Genomic DNA, 19,917 nt, shown 5'->3' on the forward strand with positions numbered 1-19,917 from the left:
TTGTAATTACTTATAGCGAATTTAAATAGATTTTAATATACCTAAGAAAGGAAAGGTGAAAGGTTATGTCTCGATTTGGATCTTATTTTTTAATGAAAACTGAAGATGTAGGAGAATATGTTCAGGAAAAGCTTCATTATTTTGATGATGATGCGAAACTAGAATCCAAGGAAATAGGCGACGGAAATATAAATTATGTGTTCAGGATAAAAGATACTAAATCTGGCAAATCCATTGTTGTAAAACAAGCAGCAGAAGCTCTAAGAATATCAAGTGAAATGAAACTTTCTACTGATAGGGGCAGAATAGAGGCGAAGATACTGCAAATGCAAGAGAGGTATGCGCCTGGACTTGTTCCCAAAGTATATATTTACGATGAAGTAATGTGCGCAATTATTATGGAAGATATGATTGGATATGCTATGATGCGTACTGGACTAATGAATCATGAAATATATCCAAAGTTTGCAGAACATATAACAACATTTATGGTAAATACTTTGTTGCCTACAACTGACGTAGTTATGAACCATAAGGAAAAGAAAGAACTGGTTAAAGAATTTATTAATCCTGACCTTTGTGAAATTACAGAAGACTTAGTTTATAGTGAACCATATATTGATTACAATCATAGAAATAATATCTTTCCGCCAGTAGCAGATTTCGTTCAGAAGGAATTATATGAAGACAAAAAGCTTCATTTGGAAGTAGCGAAATTGAAATTTGATTTTATGAATAATGCACAAGCCTTAATTCATGGTGATCTACACACAGGCTCCATATTTATAAATAAGGAACATACATTTATATTTGACCCTGAGTTTGCTTTCTTTGGGCCAATCGGATATGACGTGGGTAATGTTATTGCTAATATGTTCTTTACTTGGTGTAATGGAGATGCAACTATTGATAATAAAGAGGAAAAAGAAGAATTCTGTGGTTGGATTCTTGATACTATAGAAGAAATTGTTGATAAGTTTATAGCTAAGTTTAAAGCAAAATTTAAAGAAAGTGTAACTGAAATAATGGCTAAAAGAGAGGGTTTTCTGGATTGGTATTTAGGAAGTGTTTTAGCTGACACTGCAGGAGTTGCGGGACTTGAATCTATTAGAAGAACTGTAGGAATGGCTAATGTTAAAGATATTACTACGATCTCAGATCAAGATAAAAGAGCTAGAGCAGAGAAGATGGTAATTACATTGGCTAAGAACTATATAATTAATAGAGGTAAATTCAAGACTGGGGCAGATTATAGAAGGGCTATTAATGAAGTGATTGAAATGTATTCATAAATAGAAGACCTATTGCTATAACTTATATGAAAGAAGGAAAAAAGGATGGAAAACGAAAAATTAATTACGGAGTACGATACAGTGGCTTTAGATGATGAAAATAATTCTTTAGTAATTATTGATCAGACAAAGCTTCCAGGTAAAAAAGAAATATTAAGACTTACAGATATAAAAGATATATGGGATGCTATTTATTTGCTTAAGGTTAGAGGGGCACCAGCTATAGGTGTTGCTGCAGCCATTGGTGTATATCTTGCCGCTAAAGAAATCAAAACAGAGGATTATGAGGAGTTCTACAAACAGTTTAAAGAAGCAAAAAGTTACTTGTCTTCTTCAAGGCCAACAGCAGTTAATTTATTCTGGGCATTGGATCGTATGGATAACATTGTTAAAGAAAATAAAAATAAATCTATTTCAGAAATTAAACAACTACTTCATAATGAAGCAGTTGCTATAAGAGAGGAAGATATTTGGGTATGTAAACAAATTGGAGAATTTGGACTAACTCTTGTTAAACCTGGTGATGGCATCTTAACTCATTGCAATGCAGGACAATTAGCTACAGTTAAATACGGAACAGCAACTGCACCTATGTATTTGGGACATGAAAGAGGTTATAATTTCAAAATTTTTGCTGATGAGACAAGACCTCTTCTCCAAGGAGCAAGACTTACTGCCTATGAATTATTTGAGTCTGGACTTGATGTTACTTTGATATGTGATAATATGTCAGCCACAGTAATGAAAAATGGCTGGATAAATGCCATATTTGTGGGATGTGACCGTGTAGCCGCCAATGGCGATGCAGCAAATAAAATTGGAACCTCTGTAGTGGCTACTGTTGCAAAAAGATATAATATACCTTTTTATGTTTGCGCTCCAACCTCTACTATTGATATGAATACAAAGACTGGCGCTGATATTAAAATAGAACAAAGACCAGCTGAAGAGGTTACAGAAATGTGGTACAAAGAACGAATGGCTCCAAAAGGAGTTAAAGTATTTAATCCAGCCTTTGATGTTACAGATAATGATTTAATTTCTGGTATCGTAACAGAGTATGGGATAGCTAAAGCTCCATATACAGAAACACTAAAAGAGATATTCAAAAGAAAGAAAAATTATTGAAGAAAGGCAGCAAGAGAGGGTGACACACACCCTCTTATTTCATTTAAGTCATGCATTTATAGCTTTAAAATTCACTAAAAAGTACTAGTGAAATAGAAATCTGTGTATCTTAAAAAAATTTTATGAAAGCATTAATAAATTTGGTGTAAAAGATTGTGAAATTTGCTAAAATTATTTTATATTAATTAATATTGGCCATATAATGAAAGACATACTTGGAGGAATTCATAGTGAATAGTAAAGCTAAAAATATTGTAATAATCATAAATTATTGCGTATTTACATTAATTATGCTCGTTGACTGTATATATAATAGTACAAATTGGTTTATACTTATGTCTTTATACTTTATTCTTTTAACTGCATACTCAGTTAATACATTTTTTCTACATGACCCCTTGAATAAGTGGGGAATTTTAAGAAAGCATAACCTAATGATTTTGGCTGTATATCTTTTAGAGGCGTGTTTAATATTTGCAATTAATAGATTTGATAGTAGCCATATATCTATAGGATTATATCTTTTTATGCTAGCTGACATAGTTGTAAATCAAGGGCTTATAGGAGGAATTACTGCTTTTTTTACATTATATGCTATATCTGGTGTTTCCATTTTAAGCAAATTAGATTATGATAATGTTAGTGCTATTTCTTCAACACTATTAAATCTACCAATTTTTATTGTAGTGTATATAATATTTTTCCTGATTAATCATCTTTTAAAACAGACGGAACTTATAGAAGCGGCATTAAAGGAGGTTACTGTTAAAAAACTTGAAAAGGATTCTATGTATAATGACCTTAAAGAAGCTTATGAGAGAGTAGAATCTATAACTGCATTAAAAGAGAGAAATAGGATTGCTAGAGAAATACATGATACAGTAGGACATACTTTAACTACAGTTTTAGTTGAAATGGAAGCGGCAAAAAGACTTATAAAAAAGGACATAGACCTTGCAGAGAGCAAACTTAATCTAGCTCAGGGGCAGGTTAGAAAAGGGCTTAATGACATAAGAGGCTCTGTACGTGTACTTGAAAACGGACAAGATATACTTGATTTTTATTCTGATATAAAGTCAATCATAGCGGAAACAGAAAAACATTCAGGGGCAATAATTAAAGCACAAATAGATTATAATATAGCTCTTACCAAGGCGCAGGAAAAGGTTATTATATCAGCACTTTTAGAGGGGCTCAGTAACGGTATAAGACATGGTAAAAGTAGTGCCTTTTTAGTTAAGCTGTATTTAGATAATGAAAAAGTATATTTTTCACTTGAGGATAACGGAAGGGGAGCTGACATAGTTACTTATGGCTTTGGACTTAGAGCTATGAGGGAAAGAATATTGGAGCTTAATGGAAGCCTTGATATATCATCAAAACTTGGAGAGGGTTTTAGTATATATATTAGCTTTTAATATAGGATGATGAGGTGGGTTATGGACGAAATAAAAATACTGATAGCAGATGATCAAACTCTAATGAGAGATGGACTAAAGACTATTTTAGAGCTAGAAGACAATTTTAAAGTTGTAGGTACAGCAAAGGATGGTGAAGAGGTACTAGATTTTTGTAAAAAGGACTCTCCCAATTTGGTATTAATGGACATAAGGATGCCTAAAATGGACGGAGTTAAATGTACTAAAATATTGAAAAGCTTATATCCTGAAATTGTTGTTTTAATTTTAACTACATTTAATGATGTGGATTATATTGTTGAGGCTTTAAATTATGGAGCAGCGGGATACATACTGAAAGACATAGAAGGAGATGAGCTTGTTAAAGCTATAAATGATGCCTGCAAAGGTTCTCTTATGCTTCCTTCAAGTGTAGCTAAAAAGCTTGTTGAAAAGCTTTCTGAAAAGGCCATAATTAAACCTAAAGAAAAAAACATATTGCTTGATTTTTCAGAGAGAGAAATTGAAATTGCAAAAATGCTATCGATGGGTTTCAACAACCGTCAGATAGCTTCATCACTTTTCATATCTGAAGGCACAGTGAAGAATTATATAAGTAATATTTACAGTAAACTTGGAACTTCAGATAGAACTGCAGCAGCAATTGAAATAAGGAAAATAATTGAAGCGTAATAAAAAAGTTACCACAGTCATAAAAAAATGTGACTAAGGTAACTTTTTTATTATTGTAATTTCACTTATTATTATATTTGGAAGTAAACCGGATAAGAAATACAGGTAAGGAAAATAAATGCTTACTTAGAAGGGAATATAATAATGAAGATTCTATCAATTTTAAATTATAGTAGAAGAAATAAAGATAAAGTTATAAGTTCCATTATTCCGGTGTTAATTGCAGTTTCCTTTTTGTATTTGATTAATACTTTTGTGAAATCAATAGAGAATTCATTACATAAACTTAGTATTGATTCGTATAAATACCATGCAACGATTATGTCCTGTGACAATGAAAATATAATTAAAAAAGTTAAGGATAATGAGAATGTAGAAAGATTAATTCCTTTTATGCAGTATGGTATAAGGTACAGTATTCCAGGGAGTTTAACCTACGCAGATGTAATAGGGGTAGAAGACGAAGATATGAATTATTTTTTAGAGAAAGAATCTATACAGGTTATGGTTGGAAGATTGCCAGGAAAAGATAAAAAGGAAATTGCAGTAAATTATTTAGTTGCAAAAAATAAAAAAATCACTATTGGGGACAGCGTTGGAAATGCATTAGATAAGTTTGATGGAATAAATGGAGAATATAAGGTAGTTGGAATATTAAAAGGTGCAAGCATGTTGTCTGTTGTATCTTTTAATAATGAAATTTTTAAGGATTATAGTGATAATGAAAAGTCTTTGCAAAGGGGAGTAATAGTTTTTCCTAAGAAAAATAAAATTAGTGAAGTTAATAAGCTAGTTGAAAATCTACCCAAAGGTGAAGCTGTATATAATACTTTTAATACTTTAGATAAAGAATTTCATGAGGTTGAGGGGTCTATGAGAATTCTGGAGGTCATAAGTATATTGTCTATATTTCTAATGGTAGTTACAGTTGGAAGCTCAAAATATGTTGAGTTTTTCAATAGAAAAGAGGGCGTTGGAATACTAAATGCTATCGGATACACGAAAGGGCAGATACTAAAGATGGCTGTATCAGAAGTGCTGATAATTAATACAATTTCATATATTTTAGGACTAATTTTAGGCATTGGGATAAGTTATTTGATTAAAAGAAATATCTTTGAGAATGCAGGTGCTATAGGAGTAGTATTTAATGGAAAGGCTGTGCTTGTATCTTTATATATTCCTCTATTCACTACATTATTTACTATAGTGCCTATAAATGAAATGATAAACAAACTTAATCCTATTGGAATGATTGAAAATAACTAACTAGAAAGTTAACTGACCGCCTAGTACCTCTATGCGCGAAATAGACTAACATTTTTGAAGATGCCTAAGGAGAGAATATTATGATTTTTAGAATGGAAAGTGTAAATTTAGTTTATGATATAGGGAAAGAAGCTGAAACCTATGCACTTAAGGATATAAACCTTTCTCTAGATGGTGATAGATTTATTGGAATTATGGGACCTTCAGGAAGTGGAAAAAGCTCTCTTCTTTATGCACTAGCAGGTTTTAAAATACCGACCTCAGGAAAGGTTTATTATAAAGATATAAATTATAATAAAATTCCTCCTTCTGAAAGTGCTGATATAAGAAGAAGAGATTTTGGATTTATTTTTCAGAGACATTTTTTAATTGAATATTTGACTGTACTGGAAAATGTATTAGTACCAATAAATGATGATAGCAGAGAGGCAAAGGAAAAAGCAGTATCCATACTGGATAATCTTGGGCTTGCCCATTTTGCAAGCAAAAAACCTTATCAGCTCTCTGGAGGTCAAAGGCAAAGGGTTGCTATTGCGAGAGCATTAATAGGAGATCCAAAAGTAATTTTTGCAGATGAACCAACAGCAGCATTAGATTCTACTGGTGCCGTAGAAGTAATGAAATTTATTGAGAGCTATAAAAAAGATAAGATGATTATAGTAGTAACCCATGATCATAGTATTTTAAAGAACGCTAATTATGTTATCAATATGTTTGATGGTGCTATTGCTTCCATTGGTAAAAGCAGGGGAGGAATATAATGAAACCTCTCTCAACGATCGCTTATCTAAAAAATAACGCAAAGAAGGTGCTGCCAGGTTTTATATGTATGGCATTAGGTATATTTATTATATATTTCTTTTCAATAATATTATACAGCAGCATATTTCAAATAAACCGGGGTTCTTTAAATATATTTGAAAAAGTAACAAGTGTAAGATCTAATACTAAAGATCCTATGCCAGATAAAATTTTAAATAAAATTGAGGAAGCTAGCAATGTAGAGTATATAATACCCATTATAAACAATATTGGAAGTTTTCGATATAAAAGTCCTTTTGGTGATATTAGTACTGAAGGTTTTAATGTTTTTGAAGAGGATATTCCTAAAATTCTTAAAGCTTTCGATATAAAACTTGTAGAAGGAAAACTTCCTTCAGCAAACAGCAATGAACTACTTATACCCCTTAAAATTGCAAAACAAAATAAAATTAAAATAGGAGACTATTTAAGTAAAGATCCTGATTCAAATGTAATTTTAAATAAGAGATATAAGGTATGCGGTATAATCGATGGAACTGTAGACACCATGATAACAACTAATGCTGGATATGCCAAAAGAGAAGAGGTGCTAAAACAAAGTTTAATGTTTTCTCTAAAAAATAAAAATGACAAAATGATTAATGATGAACTTACAGCTATGAAAGAAAGTAAAGTTACCATTATTGATTATAGGTCTGCATATGACGAATTGAATGAGCTGTTTAAGATTATGAATTCTCTTAAATTTATTCTTAATTTTATAGTAATCTCAGTTTTATGTATTTCACTTGGTAACTTAAATCATATATTGTTTTCAAACAGAAAAGATGAATTTGCTATTTTAATTGCTATTGGATATAAAAAAACCACTATATATAAGAGAATTTTAAAAGAAAATATAACCCTAAACTTATTGGCATTTATTTTTGGCGTTGCATTCACCATAATAGCAGTAGAATTACTAAATATAGTAGTTTTTAAACCTAATGGTCAATATGTCTATAGTTTTCATGTAGGTAGCATTTTTACTGCTTTTCTAGTTCCACTATTTGTATCCATAAGTAACATGATTCCACCTTTAAGGAACCTTAAGGCTATGGATTATAAATATCTTAATATTTAAAAAGAAAGGAATTATCAATGAATAAGACTATAAATATAATAGTTAGTGCATTTAACATATTTATATTTGCACCATTAATTTTATCTATGTGTTTATTATTTGGCAGTATATATACTATTGCTTATATTTGTTTATTAGCACCTGTTTTTCTTATTATGCATCTTGTTTTTCCAAGTTTGCCAATATATCTTGGAAATAATACGTTATTTTCGGAAGTACTTGTAACTATACTATTGCCGATAATTGGATATATGCTGCGTAATGTATTGAAAAAACATAGTGGTAATTTTAAAAGCTTTATTACTACATATGCCATTAAAAGTGTAAGGTTTGAAATTTTAAAAAAATAAAAATTGTATGTAAACTATTTGATAGAAAATATTAAAAAGGGGGACAAACATGAGTATAACCGAAATATCAGTAAAAAGACCAACTGCAATATGGATGGCAGTAGTGCTAATACTTACATTAGGTGTCATTGGATATAAAAAAATGGGATCAAATTTATTGCCATCCATGAATATACCTGTTATATCAATAACTACTGCTTATAACGGAGCTAGTGCAGAGGATATAAAGAAGGATATTATAAAACCTATAGAAGATTCTGTATCTGGAATTAGTGGTATTGATACAATTAACTCCAGTGCAAAAGAAGGATATGGTACAGTTACAATAACTTTTAAAATGAGTGCAGATACAAACACAGCTTATTTAGATGTTCAGAAAGCAGTTGAAAATGCATCAGGTAAGCTCCCAAAGGATGCTGATAAGCCTATCCTGTATAAAATGAGCGTTAGTGATCAACCAATTTTAATTCTTTCTGTAAATGGAGCTGCTAATTATGACGAGCTTTATAATGAATCTGATAAATTAAAAGATGAACTCGAAAAGGTAACAGGAGTAGGAAAAGTTAACATAGTAGGTGGACAGAAAAAACAACTAATGATAAAACTTGATAAAACAGCCATGAGTTATTATGGAGTAAGTGTTAACTCTATAGCACAAAAGCTTCAAGCGGATAATTTAAACATACCAGGTGGAGAAATTAAGCAGGAGGATATGGACGAGTCTGTAAGAGTAGTTGGTCAATTCAGCAACATTAATGATGTTAAAAATTTGCAAATACCAACCTTATCAGGAGGGAGTATACACCTTTCCGATATAGCTAAAATAGATTTGGAAGTTCCAGAAGCTAATACCACAATAAGATTTAAGAATAATAAGACCATAGGAATAATGGTTACAAAACAAAGTGATGCCAATATAGTAGAAGTAGCTGATAATGTGAAAAAACAACTAGAAGAAATTAAAAAAACTATACCTAAAGGAATGAACATAGATGTTGCATTTGATAATACTGTTTTTATTACTTCTGCTTTAACGGAGATAAAACATAATCTTCTAGAAGGAATAGTAACCACTGCAGTAGTGCTTTATTTATTTTTTAGAAGTTTACGTTCTTCAATAGTGGTGTTAGTTGCTATACCAACATCCCTTATAGCTACCTTTTTCCTTATGTATGAATTTAATTTTACTCTAAACTTAATGTCCTTGCTGGGGTTATCTTTAGTTATAGGTACTCTGGTAGACGACTCTATAGTAGTAATAGAAAGTATACAAAGACATTTGGATATGGGGAAAAATCCTATAGATGCATCTATTACTGGTCGTAGAGAAATAGGTCTTGCGGCCATTGCTATAAGTTTGTGCGATATTGTTATATTTGTACCTATTGCTTTTATGTCAGGTATGATAGGACAAATTTTTAGAGAATTTGGATTAACGATAGCTATAGCTACAATGTTTTCTCTTATAGTTTCTTTTACCCTTACTCCAATGCTGGCATCTAGATTACTTAAAAAAACAGATATTCAAAAGAAAGAAAAAGCAGAGAAAAATGGGCTATTTAGCAAAGTTTTAAAATTATACAAAAGGTCTCTTTTGTGGTCATTAAATAATAGATGGAAAGTCTTAATTATATCTATATCAGGTATAGTATTCAGTATAGCACTTCTTTTAACTGGAATGATAAATACAGAATTTATGGCTAAATCTGATCAAAGCTTTATCTCTATAGATATATCACTAAGTCCTGGTTCTACACTAAAACAAACAAATGAAAAGGTAGTTGAAGTAGAAAATTATTTGCATAAAACTAAAGAAATAAAAAATTACTTTACAATAGTCGGAGGAAATGGTCAGTCTGGTTCGGATAAAGCTGTTGCTAGACTTTATGTTAATTTAGTTCCTAAGAAAGAACGTAAAAAGAGTCAAAGTGAGGTTGCAAGTGAGGTTCGTGAGTTTGGTAAAAAGATACCTGGAATAGATTTTCAAGTAACAGAATCAGATAGCGGTGGCGGAAGTGGTAAACCAATAGCTATTAAAATAAAAGGAAAAGATGAAGATACATTAAAAGCATTATCAAATGAAGTTGAAAAATTATTGAAATCAATCCCTGGAACAACGGATATAGGAAATTCAACAAAAGTAAGAAATAGCGAAATAAGAATAAGTGTAGATAGATTAGCTGCTTCTAAATATGGACTTAATACTTCAGATATAGGTGGTGTTATAAGAGTTGCATTATCAGGTAATCAGGTAGGAGTTTATAGAGCAAATAATGAAGAAAATGATATAACTCTTAAATTTATGAAGGGAGAAGTACAAAGTATTAATGATATCAAAAATATAAAAGTTTCCAATTCTCAAGGACAGCAAATATTACTAAGCCAAGTTGCAACTGTTGAAAAAACAGATACTCCTCCATCTATAGAACGAGAAGGTAAACAGGATGTAGCTGTTGTAGATGCTAACGTTCAAGGCAGAGTAGCTGGACCAGTTATTAATGATATTAAAGCTAAATTAAAATCCCTTAAAGTACCGAGCGGATATACTATAGGCTTTGGAGGAGAAGACAAAAGTATGAATGAGGCCGGTAGATCTCTTATGCTGGCACTTGGAGCATCTATAGCTCTCATATACATGATATTAGTTGTACTTTATGAGTCTTACTTAACACCAGCTATAAGAATGGTTGCATTGCCTTTTGCTTTAATGGGGGCGTTGATTGCCTTAGCAGTAACCGGACAAAGCTTAAATGTAATGTCAGGAATCGGAATAATAATGCTTGAAGGACTATCCTCTAAAAATGGTACATTGCTAATAGATTATACTAATACACTGATGAAAAGAGGTATGACTTTAAGAGATGCCCTTATAGAATCAGGTATGACAAGATTAAGACCTATAATAATGACATCTGCCACAATGATAGTTGCTATGCTTCCAGTTACACTAGCGTTAGGAGAGGGAAGTGAGATGAAAAGGAGCATGGGGGTAGTAATAATAGGTGGTATGATTGTATCGACTGTAGTTACACCTATTGTATTACCGGTAGTATATACATTTATAGATGATTTTAAAAACTTTATTTTTAGAAAGAAGAGAAGTAAAAAGGTAAAGGAGGCAGGAGAATATGAACTTTAAAGGAATTAGTATAAAAAAGATTAAAAAAAAGAAAGTAATATCAATTTTAGTTTTGATTTTAGTAGTTGTCTTTGCATTCCAGGGTATCCGTTCTTTAAAGAAAAATAAAGGAATAGAAGCAAAAGAAGAAATAAGAAATGTTAAGACACAAAAAATAAAGCTCGGCAGTATATCAGCAGAAGTAGAATTCCCAGGTAATTTAAAAGCTAAAACTCAAGTAGCTGTTTTCCCTAAAACTGGAGGAAGAGTTGCTAGTGTTAATGTTAACGTAGGAGACAAAGTTACTGCAGGGCAATTATTATATACACTAGATACAGCAGAGTTAGAGGCAAATCTTCAGGCACAACAGGCAGGGCTTCAAGCAGCAAGTGCTAACTTAGAAAAAACGAGTGATTCAGGATTGGCGCAGCAGGTGTCTCAAGCAGAACAATCCCTTCAAAAAGCACAAGTGAGATTTAATGATGTTAAGGACAATTATGATAAAATGCAAAAATTATACGCAGCAGGAGCTATAGCAAAAAAGGAATTAGATGATGCAAAAACTCAATATGACAATGCATCTATAGATTTGAATGCAGATCAAACTAACTTAAATTTATTACTAGATAAAATTGGACCTCAAAATACAAAAGCTGCAGCTGCCCAAGTAGCACAGTCACAGGCAGGTGTAAATTCTGTGCAAATTCAAATAAATAATGCTAAAATTACATCACCTATTTCAGGAATAGTAGCAGCAAAAGATGTTGAAGTAGGCCAAATGGCAGGGGGTCAATCCGGTTCTGTTACAGTTATAGATTCAACTAGTGTAACTGCAGAGATTACTGTTCCAGATAAAATGCTAGGCAGACTTCAAGTAGGACAATCGATACCAGTAGTTGTAAGTGCACTAGAAAATAAAGAAATGCCAGGTGTTATAGAGACAATAAGTCCAGAGGCTAACTCTAAAGACAACTCCTATATTGTTAAGATTAAAGTTGATAACGCTAATGGAGAGATAAAGTCTGGTATGTTTGCCAAAGTATCTTTACAAGCTGAAAGCAAGGATAATGTTTTAATTGTTCCTAATCAAGCTATTAAAATAGAGAATGGCGTAAATTATATTTATACAGTGGAAAATGGCAAGATTAAAAAGGTGTCTGTAAACACTGGAATTTCAAATAATAAATTCACAGAAGTATCAGGTAATATAAAAGAAAATAATGATATAATTACTGAAGGACAAAGCATTTTAGCTGATGGTGAAAAGGTGAATATAGTAAAATAAACATAAAAGAAAACTTCAATTGCTTTCAATTGAAGTTTTCTTTTTAATTTAATTAGGGCTGATATTTTTGTTAGTAGCGACATCGAATAGTTTTTTGCTTCAGAGGGCTTTTTAACGGATAAAGATGCTGACAAAACCTGCATAAACCCTTAAAAAGATTAATTTTACAACTAAATATAAGTTATGAAAAGTGACATTTGGTACTTAAATATGTATAATTTGTATCATATTGGTTTAAAATTTTTGCTTATATGTTATTATAAATTAAATGGGTATAAACTAAAATATTGTAAATGGAGGGATACGTGTGAAAACTTTAAAAAGTTACTTAAGAATTTTATTTTCTATATTATTTTTAAGTCTTATTTTATTTAATTGGGGATGCATAAGTGGAAAAGCAGAAGAAGCACAAAGTGTTGATTTGCAAAATAAGATAATACCATTAAAAACTACAAAAGCTGGGAATGGATTTGAGGACTTAGATAAACTTCAAGAAATACTAAAAGATAAAAAAATTGTGGCAATGGGAGAAGCCACTCATGGTACTAAAGAATTTTTTGAAATGAAGCACCGCATGTTTGAGTTTTTAGTTGAAAAAATGGGATATAGACTTTTTGCCATAGAAGCTGAATTTGGTGGAGCTCAAGATGTTAATGATTATATACTTTATGGAAAGGGAAATGCAGAGGATGCCATTAAGTCTATGAAATTTTGGACATGGTCAACAGAAGAAGTAGTTGACATGGTAGAGTGGATGAGAAATTATAATGAAAATCCTGAACATAAAACAAAAATTAAATTTTATGGGTTTGATATGCAGTCTGGCGATAAAAATAGTGCTAGAGTTTTAGAGTATATAAAAAAAGTTGATAATAATAAATTGTCAGAGTTTAAAGGGAAATTATCAGATGTGAACGATAAACTGTATTCATTAGATAAAGAAAAATTAGAGAATATTAAAAAAGGTACTGAACAATTAAAAAATATCTTTGAAGAGAAAAAACAAGATTATGTTAACAAGAGTTCTATTAGTGAATATGAAAAAGTACTTCAGGATTTAAATGTTATTAATCAATGCGTAGAATATGTAATAATAACAAAAACTGAAGGCTGGGGAAAAGCAAGTAATACAAGAGACCATTGCATGGCACAAAATGCTAAATGGATTTTAGATTATGAAAAACAATTTGGTAATGATAAAATTATGCTTTGGGCACATAATGGACATATAACTAAAAAAATTAGTAACTATAAATCAATGGGACAGAATCTTAAAGAGATGTTTAATGATGAGTATTACGCAATAGGATTTGATTTTTATCAAGGCAGTTTTAGGGCTATTCCATGTGATAGTAGAGGTCAAACAATAGGCTCAGGTTTAGCAAAATTTAATATATCCAGCTCAGATTCGAATTCTTTTGCATATAGTTTTGAAAAGACAGGTGTCCCTTTAAGTTTTATAGATTTTAAATCAGCTTCGAAGGATACCAATATTTCAGCATGGTTATCACAAAAACAATTGATTCATAGCATTGGAGCTATTTATAATGGAAGACCTAACCAATGGATGCTGCCAGAGGTACCTATGGAATCCTATGATGGTTTAATATTTGTTAAGAAAACCACAGCAGCTATAGGAATTAAAGGCTATGAGACAAAAATAGAGGATGGAGATGCTGAAACATCTATATACAAAGGAATATTTAGAACAATAAAAAGTTTAACACAATAATTAATTCACCCCCAGGGATAATGGATTTTTAATTTTACTTCTGGGGGTTGTTATAGATTTCTTAACTATAAAGTTGACTTATTCCTTCATTAGAAGCCTTGTATATCAATGTATTTAATTAAGAATAAGCCAGCTTTTAAGCACATTTATCTATATAGGTACCCAACCGTATGCCTATAATACTGTTACTCTTTTTAATGAATAGTTTTCAAATTCTTTATCTTTAACAATCCTTTCGAGAATTTCTACTAAATTATAAACCTCTTCGTAAGAAGTATATAATGCAATAGGAGCTAGACGAATAACATTTGGTTCACGATAGTCGGGAATTACATTGTTATCACGTAGTGCTAGGCTTATTCTATATGCTTCATCATGCTCTAAACAAACATGACCTCCGCGGCGATGATCTTCACGAGGATTGCCAATTGAATATCCATATTTAGATAATTTATTATCGATTAAATACATTAAGTATGCAGTAATATGCAGCGATTTAGTACGTATGCTTTCCATCCCAACTTCATTAAAGATATTTAGAACTCCATCTAAAGGTGCCATTGAAAACATATTGTGAGTTCCGAGTAGCCATCCATTTGCATCTTTATCTTGATCAAAATCATGACTCATTAGGAATTGACTTTCATCTTTACTTCCAAACCAACCTCTAAGTCCAGTGCTTTTATTAAAGTGCTTTCTATTTATATACATACCAGCAGTTGCGCCAGGTCCAGCATTTAGATATTTATATGAGCACCAAACTGCAAAATCAGGATCAATTTTCTTAAAGTCATGAGGAACGGATCCTATTGAGTGGCATAAATCCCATCCAACAACAATTCCATGCTTATGAGCTTCGCTAGTAATTAGTTCCATATCTAAAAGCTGAGCACTACGATATAGAACTGATGGCAATAGTATTAATACAACATCATCAGCCATTTTTGACATAATATCTTCTTCACAAATAGTGCGTCCATCTCTGCTTTTGATTTCAATTAACGCATCTTCAATCTTGTAACCCTTAAGATTAAGCATGCTCTTAACAGCATAAATATCTGTAGGGAAATTTAATTCATCAACAATAATTTTGTATCTTTCTTTTGTTGGTTTATAGAAAGTGGCCAATCCTTGATGAATATTTGAAGTAGTACTTCCCATTACAATGATTTCATTTGCATCTGCATTTATTAAATTTTTTAATTTCTCTGCAAGATTTTTTGAAAAATTAAAGTAGCGTCCATCTTCAACACCCCATATTTTGATTCCTTCTGTACGCCAAACATTGAAGATATTCAATAAAGACTCCTCAGCGTCCTTGGAGCTTAATCCTAGAGAATTTCCATCCATGTAGATTTCACCTTCATTTAGATAAAAACGATCTCTAGTATTATGGAGCTTATCTAGCTTGTCTAATTCCTTGGCAAATTCTAATCCATCCTTAAATTCATACTTCATAACATATTCCCCCTTAAAATTTTAACTTCATAGAGAAATAATAATATAAATATGCTAATTTAAACATAAATATTCGAAGAATATTACAGTGTATCTCCTTCAAAAAGAAGATGATATTTATAGATAATTTACAACATGAAGGAATAGATAAGAATACTAGACCGAAAGCTAGCTTATACCCCGGGATATGTTTCCAAACTTCAGTACGTTAAAAACTTTTAGTCAGTCTAGAGCTTATGTTTTAAGCAGAGAACCAAAATCTAAGATTTTGCGTGAATCGCTTACTCCTCTGACATAAGGAAGAGGAGTTTCATATAACATAAGTCGCTACGCTCAGTCGGACCAACTTATCAATTAACATTGATAAGTCGCTCGTGAAAAGCCATTTAGGCTTTTCACCAACTCGAAGGTGCTAAGGTTAAGGTTGTCTTAAAACCTTTCACTAAGACTGACGCAAAATTTTTAAATCTACTTTCAGCTTTGGAAACATATCCCTTTGTATAAGTCGACTTTCTAGTTAGTTTCATTATAGAATTTGAGTAGAAGTAAGCTTATGATTTTAGAGCAAATCAAATATAAAGTAAAAAATTTTAGCAATGGACATATTTTTAAATTAAGCTTAAAGTGGCTTTATTGGTCTATGAGCTAGAGGTGAATGTAGAACTATTGATGTAACTACATGACTATATTTCATTAATTCAGATAATAATTGATTCATCATTTCTATATTTGGCATGGATGCACGCACAATATAATTAGTATTGCCAGTTACACAATGAATTTCAGTTATGTATTCATTTGACAGAAGAATATTAACTAGTTTATCAAAAGAAATCTTTATATTACTAATCTCCATAAAAAAGCTGACCTCATGACCAACTTTATGAGCAGGAACATAGGTAGTGAATTTTTCCAACACACCTTTTTCAATTAATTTTTCAATTCTTTCACTAACGCTTGGTCTAGAAAGATTAATTATTTTTGCAATGTCAGTAATTGAAATACGGGAGTTCTCTTGTAATAATTCAATAATTTTTTTATCTATTTCATCCATAATAAAACTACCCCTTATAGTTTATTATTATTTTAATTTAAGGCTATGTTTTAGAATAGTGATAATAATGTAACAACTTTTAATGAAAGTCATTTTTAGGTTTCCATTAATTTATACATTGCTTTGTCATAGCCTACAAGTGTGTACTAAATTATAGATTATTCATATGCCAATTATAACATTATATTCTATATATGTATATTATTGAGAAAATGTAGAATATTTTTCTCTAAAATTAGATATTTCCGAATATGGTAGACTCCTTCTTTATTGGTTATAATCAAACCCTCCACACAGGAAGCAATTGCAGCCAGCCCTTACAAAGGGACCTCATAAAATTTTACAGGAACGTATAAGAAGAAAATGGAGAAAAGCCTAGTATTTAAGGCTTTTCTCCATAATTTTATAAAATCTTATATGGCTTTGTAAGAGCAAAAGGCTGTGATAACTAATTATAAAATAAAAAGGACTTACTATAACTATATTTTCCTATAGAGCACACCTTGGCTTAAATCAAATCTTAAGTGTGCTTTTTCGGCCCAATGAGTATTATGAGTTACTAGTACGACGCTTTTACCATTATCTACAGCTTCAGATAGAAGACTTAGCACTTCCTTTGCCCAATGTTCGTCTAAATCGTTAGTAGGTTCATCCGCTAGTATTAATAGAGGATCTTTTATAAGGGCGCAGGCCACCATCGCACGTCTGCGCTGCCCGCCACTTATTTCACTAGGTAGATAATTTCTTCGCTCCCAAAGACCTAGACGAGTTAAGTAATATTTTATTTGCGTATAATCTTTTTTCTTGCAACTCATAGATTGTACAAAAAGTAAGTTTTCTTCAATAGTTAGAGCTTGTATCAGGTTGCTATCTTGAAATATAAAACCTATTTTATCTCCTCGTATATCTGTAAGTTCCTTGTCAGTCATAGTATTTATGTTCTTACCATCTATGTAAATATCACCAGAAGTGGCATCTAAAAGTCCACCAATTATATACAGTAGGGTGCTTTTACCTATTCCTGAAGGTCCTTCGATGCATATAAAATCTCCAGAATTTATAATTAGGGAAACTTGCTCTATAGGTGTAACCTCTTCACCAGATTCATATGATTTTTTAACATTCACTAAACGACAAATTTCCATTATCCTATATCTCCTTTCGAAATAGCTTCCTGAGGTACTAAACTGGAGCTCTTCCATGCAGGATAAATAGCTGCTGCAAGTCCCAATAAAAGAGAAGCTGCTAGACCTATGATGATATTTACTACTGCTGTGGATAATGACCACTGACCTTGAGGAAGTAAAACTGCTCCTTCTAGTATGGATAGAGTTGGTTTTACCAATATAACTCCTAAGATACTTCCTATAAGTCCCCCTAATCCAGCAATAATCCAAGCTTCAGAAATTACTAATTTAAATATTCCACTCTTTTGGATGCCCATAGCTCTTAGGAAACCTATTTCCTTTTTTCTCTCTTTTGCAAGTGAGTTGAATCTGCCAATGAGAGCTAAGGAGGAAATTAATAGTAAAGCTAGCCATAGAAATAATATTATTTTAGAGACAGAGGATAATTGCTTTTTTATGCTAGTTATAGAACCGGTTGTAGATGTAGCTTTAACCCCTAAATCAGCATTGTTTATTTTATCTACAATCTTATCTATATTCGCTCCTTTAGAAGTTTTTATTAATATAGATGAAACCAAATTTTCTGGTGTACTTCCATTCCATAATTCTGCAGAGAATTTTTCCTTAGCTAATGATCTAGCTTTATCTATGTTCATAAATATAGTATAATCCATGCCGCTTCCGGTATTATATAGAGTTCCTACTATTTTAAAAGGATGACCTAAAATTGAAACTTTATCACCTATTATTGCTTCTACATTTCTACCTATAATAACTTCATCATTTGCTAGTGACTTGACACTATATTCTTCAAACCAAGGTTTTAATATGAAATCAGAATTTTGATCCATTCCTACGAGACGTAATGTATCACCATAACTGCAACATCCAATCCCAGGCATTGTAGCTGTAAAAAACTGTGGTGTAGTTTTTTCTATACCATTTATACTTTTAAGCTTAGACTCTATATCTTTTGACATATATATATTCTGTGGTGTACCTGTGAAAAGTGTTTTTAATGAGTCTGAATTCGCTTTGTTTGGAAGAACTATTATATCAGCACCTAATCTTTCAGTACTAAGAGTTAATCCATTTTGTACTATTGAAAAAATAGAAAAAACTAATACGAATATAAGAATAGTTAGTGCTGTAATAATTCCTGTAAGTAAAGACTGACTTTTTCTTCTTACTACATTAAGATAAGCTAATTTTACAATATTCATTTAAATTAAATTGCTCCCTTCTAAAATCATAGACAACAATAAGATTATAGCATAGAAAATAATCAGTAATAGAAAATATAGAGTTCTCTATTATAGAAAAAAATTATACAGGTGTTGATAACTATAATAAAATATTATTTGAATTTTACAGGTCTTTGATATATCATAACTGGAGATTTTTAAATAGGTAATTAAGCAGGAGGGGATTAAATGCAAATTAAATCACAGAAAATTATCAGTGGAATCTTAGTAATAATAGGACTTATTATAATAGGTTCAATAGTTGTATGGGCACCAGTTTGTAAAGGAATATTAGAACTAAAAAGTGGAAATATGACTCATATGAAGTGCTATTATACAGGACAAGCTTCTATACTATTATCAATAGTATTAATAGTGGCTGCAATAGAATCAGTTCTTACAAAAACTAAAAAGCCTTGGACATTCATAGCTATAGGAATTATGCTTCTAGTAGTTACATATGGTTCAACAATTGGAATTGGAATATGTATGAAGGATACTATGGACTGCCATAAAACCGCTGCATGGATTCGTGGAGGCGGTGTAGTTACTACAATTTGTGGACTTATATCTCTATTTATGGGAGAAAGAAGAAAGCTATAAATCATTTTATTAGATTAAATTAAGAGAGGGCATCTTAGTTATATATTCTTTAAGAATATAATATATAAAAGCCTATATTGAAAGGAATATTTCATATAGAGCTTTATGTAATTTAAAACGTAAGTGCGAGAATTAAAAGATTCTCTCGCTTGCTTTTTTTATTTCAAAAATACATTGTGGCAAAGAATAGGTAGGAATGGTAAGACTTAGATCAATACTTCAACAGTGTGTTTCTTTTGATAAACTTGCCACGTTAATATCTATTTTAGCATAATATGGTAT

Annotated in this window: 16 protein-coding genes; 12 read left to right on the forward strand and 4 right to left on the reverse strand. The window is 31.3% G+C overall.

The genetic code is table 11. From position 1 onward, the window contains the following. Positions 1-65 precede the first annotated feature (65 nt). The 11 genes from mtnK to I6U51_RS21895 all read left to right on the forward strand — a co-directional run bounded on the left by mtnK (position 66) and on the right by I6U51_RS21895 (position 14,149). Positions 66-1,292, forward strand: a complete 1,227-nt coding sequence (gene mtnK, locus I6U51_RS21845) for an S-methyl-5-thioribose kinase (protein ID WP_211144678.1) — start codon at positions 66-68, stop codon at positions 1,290-1,292. A gap of 45 nt (positions 1,293-1,337) precedes the next feature. Then, positions 1,338-2,420, forward strand: coding sequence for an S-methyl-5-thioribose-1-phosphate isomerase (mtnA, locus tag I6U51_RS21850; protein WP_211144679.1), 1,083 nt, complete (start codon positions 1,338-1,340; stop codon positions 2,418-2,420). 230 nt (positions 2,421-2,650) lie between these two features. Next, positions 2,651-3,838, forward strand: coding sequence for a sensor histidine kinase (locus I6U51_RS21855; RefSeq protein ID WP_343069824.1), 1,188 nt, complete (start codon positions 2,651-2,653; stop codon positions 3,836-3,838). A 21-nt stretch (positions 3,839-3,859) separates the two neighbouring features. Further along, complete coding sequence (locus tag I6U51_RS21860; protein WP_211144680.1) at positions 3,860-4,510, forward strand: response regulator transcription factor; 651 nt, start codon at positions 3,860-3,862, stop codon at positions 4,508-4,510. A 144-nt stretch (positions 4,511-4,654) separates the two neighbouring features. Beyond that, entirely contained in the window at positions 4,655-5,779 is a 1,125-nt protein-coding gene (locus I6U51_RS21865) for an ABC transporter permease (protein WP_211144681.1), read from the forward strand. 80 nt (positions 5,780-5,859) lie between these two features. Beyond that, on the forward strand, positions 5,860-6,540 hold the full coding sequence (locus tag I6U51_RS21870; protein WP_211144682.1) for an ABC transporter ATP-binding protein: 681 nt from the start codon (positions 5,860-5,862) through the stop codon (positions 6,538-6,540). After that, the gene (locus I6U51_RS21875; protein WP_211144683.1) at positions 6,540-7,664 is read left to right on the forward strand and encodes an ABC transporter permease; all 1,125 of its coding nucleotides are present in this window, start codon (positions 6,540-6,542) and stop codon (positions 7,662-7,664) included. The genes I6U51_RS21870 and I6U51_RS21875 overlap by 1 nt, the downstream gene beginning before the upstream one ends. Before the next feature lie 17 nt (positions 7,665-7,681). Continuing rightward, positions 7,682-8,014: a hypothetical protein gene (locus I6U51_RS21880; protein WP_211144684.1), complete on the forward strand. Its 333-nt coding sequence runs from the start codon at positions 7,682-7,684 to the stop codon at positions 8,012-8,014. Between the two features lie 49 nt (positions 8,015-8,063). After that, positions 8,064-11,153 (forward strand): efflux RND transporter permease subunit, encoded by a 3,090-nt coding sequence (locus I6U51_RS21885; RefSeq protein WP_211144685.1) that lies wholly within the window; start codon positions 8,064-8,066, stop codon positions 11,151-11,153. Further along, positions 11,143-12,417, forward strand: coding sequence for an efflux RND transporter periplasmic adaptor subunit (locus tag I6U51_RS21890; protein WP_211144686.1), 1,275 nt, complete (start codon positions 11,143-11,145; stop codon positions 12,415-12,417). The genes I6U51_RS21885 and I6U51_RS21890 overlap by 11 nt, the downstream gene beginning before the upstream one ends. Before the next feature lie 307 nt (positions 12,418-12,724). Next, positions 12,725-14,149 carry an erythromycin esterase family protein gene (locus I6U51_RS21895; protein ID WP_211144687.1) on the forward strand — a complete coding sequence of 475 codons (1,425 nt, stop codon included), beginning with the start codon at positions 12,725-12,727 and terminating at the stop codon, positions 14,147-14,149. Positions 14,150-14,323: 174 nt separating this feature from the next. Here the strand turns inward: I6U51_RS21895 and kynU are convergent, their stop codons facing one another. The 4 genes from kynU to I6U51_RS21915 form a co-directional block, all read right to left on the reverse strand. Next, a complete protein-coding gene (gene kynU / locus I6U51_RS21900) occupies positions 14,324-15,607 on the reverse strand; it encodes a kynureninase (protein ID WP_211144688.1) in 1,284 nt (427 codons plus the stop codon). Positions 15,608-16,226: 619 nt separating this feature from the next. Next, the gene (locus I6U51_RS21905) at positions 16,227-16,661 is read right to left on the reverse strand and encodes an Lrp/AsnC family transcriptional regulator (RefSeq protein ID WP_211144689.1); all 435 of its coding nucleotides are present in this window, start codon (positions 16,659-16,661) and stop codon (positions 16,227-16,229) included. Positions 16,662-17,140: 479 nt separating this feature from the next. Beyond that, positions 17,141-17,806, reverse strand: a complete 666-nt coding sequence (locus I6U51_RS21910; protein ID WP_211144690.1) for an ABC transporter ATP-binding protein — start codon at positions 17,804-17,806, stop codon at positions 17,141-17,143. Next, positions 17,806-19,011 (reverse strand): ABC transporter permease, encoded by a 1,206-nt coding sequence (locus I6U51_RS21915; protein WP_246517603.1) that lies wholly within the window; start codon positions 19,009-19,011, stop codon positions 17,806-17,808. The genes I6U51_RS21910 and I6U51_RS21915 overlap by 1 nt, the downstream gene beginning before the upstream one ends. A gap of 210 nt (positions 19,012-19,221) precedes the next feature. On the opposite strand from I6U51_RS21915, the gene I6U51_RS21920 reads away from it, so the two are divergent. Next, positions 19,222-19,635, forward strand: coding sequence for a DUF4418 family protein (locus I6U51_RS21920; protein WP_211144691.1), 414 nt, complete (start codon positions 19,222-19,224; stop codon positions 19,633-19,635). Positions 19,636-19,917: the final 282 nt, after the last annotated feature.

The organism is Clostridium aciditolerans (genome assembly GCF_016316925.1).
GTDB lineage: Bacteria > Bacillota > Clostridia > Clostridiales > Clostridiaceae > Clostridium_AM > Clostridium_AM aciditolerans.

Bases quoted from the DNA above. Each gene is read 5' to 3' on its own strand.
- mtnK (WP_211144678.1), top strand. From the start codon at position 66: ATGTCTCGATTTGGATCTTATTTTTTAATGAAAACTGAAGATGTAGGA.
- mtnA (WP_211144679.1), top strand. From the start codon at position 1,338: ATGGAAAACGAAAAATTAATTACGGAGTACGATACAGTGGCTTTAGAT.
- I6U51_RS21860 (WP_211144680.1), top strand. From the start codon at position 3,860: ATGGACGAAATAAAAATACTGATAGCAGATGATCAAACTCTAATGAGA.
- I6U51_RS21865 (WP_211144681.1), top strand. From the start codon at position 4,655: ATGAAGATTCTATCAATTTTAAATTATAGTAGAAGAAATAAAGATAAA.
- I6U51_RS21870 (WP_211144682.1), top strand. From the start codon at position 5,860: ATGATTTTTAGAATGGAAAGTGTAAATTTAGTTTATGATATAGGGAAA.
- I6U51_RS21875 (WP_211144683.1), top strand. From the start codon at position 6,540: ATGAAACCTCTCTCAACGATCGCTTATCTAAAAAATAACGCAAAGAAG.
- I6U51_RS21880 (WP_211144684.1), top strand. From the start codon at position 7,682: ATGAATAAGACTATAAATATAATAGTTAGTGCATTTAACATATTTATA.
- I6U51_RS21885 (WP_211144685.1), top strand. From the start codon at position 8,064: ATGAGTATAACCGAAATATCAGTAAAAAGACCAACTGCAATATGGATG.
- I6U51_RS21890 (WP_211144686.1), top strand. From the start codon at position 11,143: ATGAACTTTAAAGGAATTAGTATAAAAAAGATTAAAAAAAAGAAAGTA.
- kynU (WP_211144688.1), bottom strand. From the start codon at position 15,607: ATGAAGTATGAATTTAAGGATGGATTAGAATTTGCCAAGGAATTAGAC.
- I6U51_RS21905 (WP_211144689.1), bottom strand. From the start codon at position 16,661: ATGGATGAAATAGATAAAAAAATTATTGAATTATTACAAGAGAACTCC.
- I6U51_RS21910 (WP_211144690.1), bottom strand. From the start codon at position 17,806: ATGGAAATTTGTCGTTTAGTGAATGTTAAAAAATCATATGAATCTGGT.
- I6U51_RS21915 (WP_246517603.1), bottom strand. From the start codon at position 19,011: ATGAATATTGTAAAATTAGCTTATCTTAATGTAGTAAGAAGAAAAAGT.
- I6U51_RS21920 (WP_211144691.1), top strand. From the start codon at position 19,222: ATGCAAATTAAATCACAGAAAATTATCAGTGGAATCTTAGTAATAATA.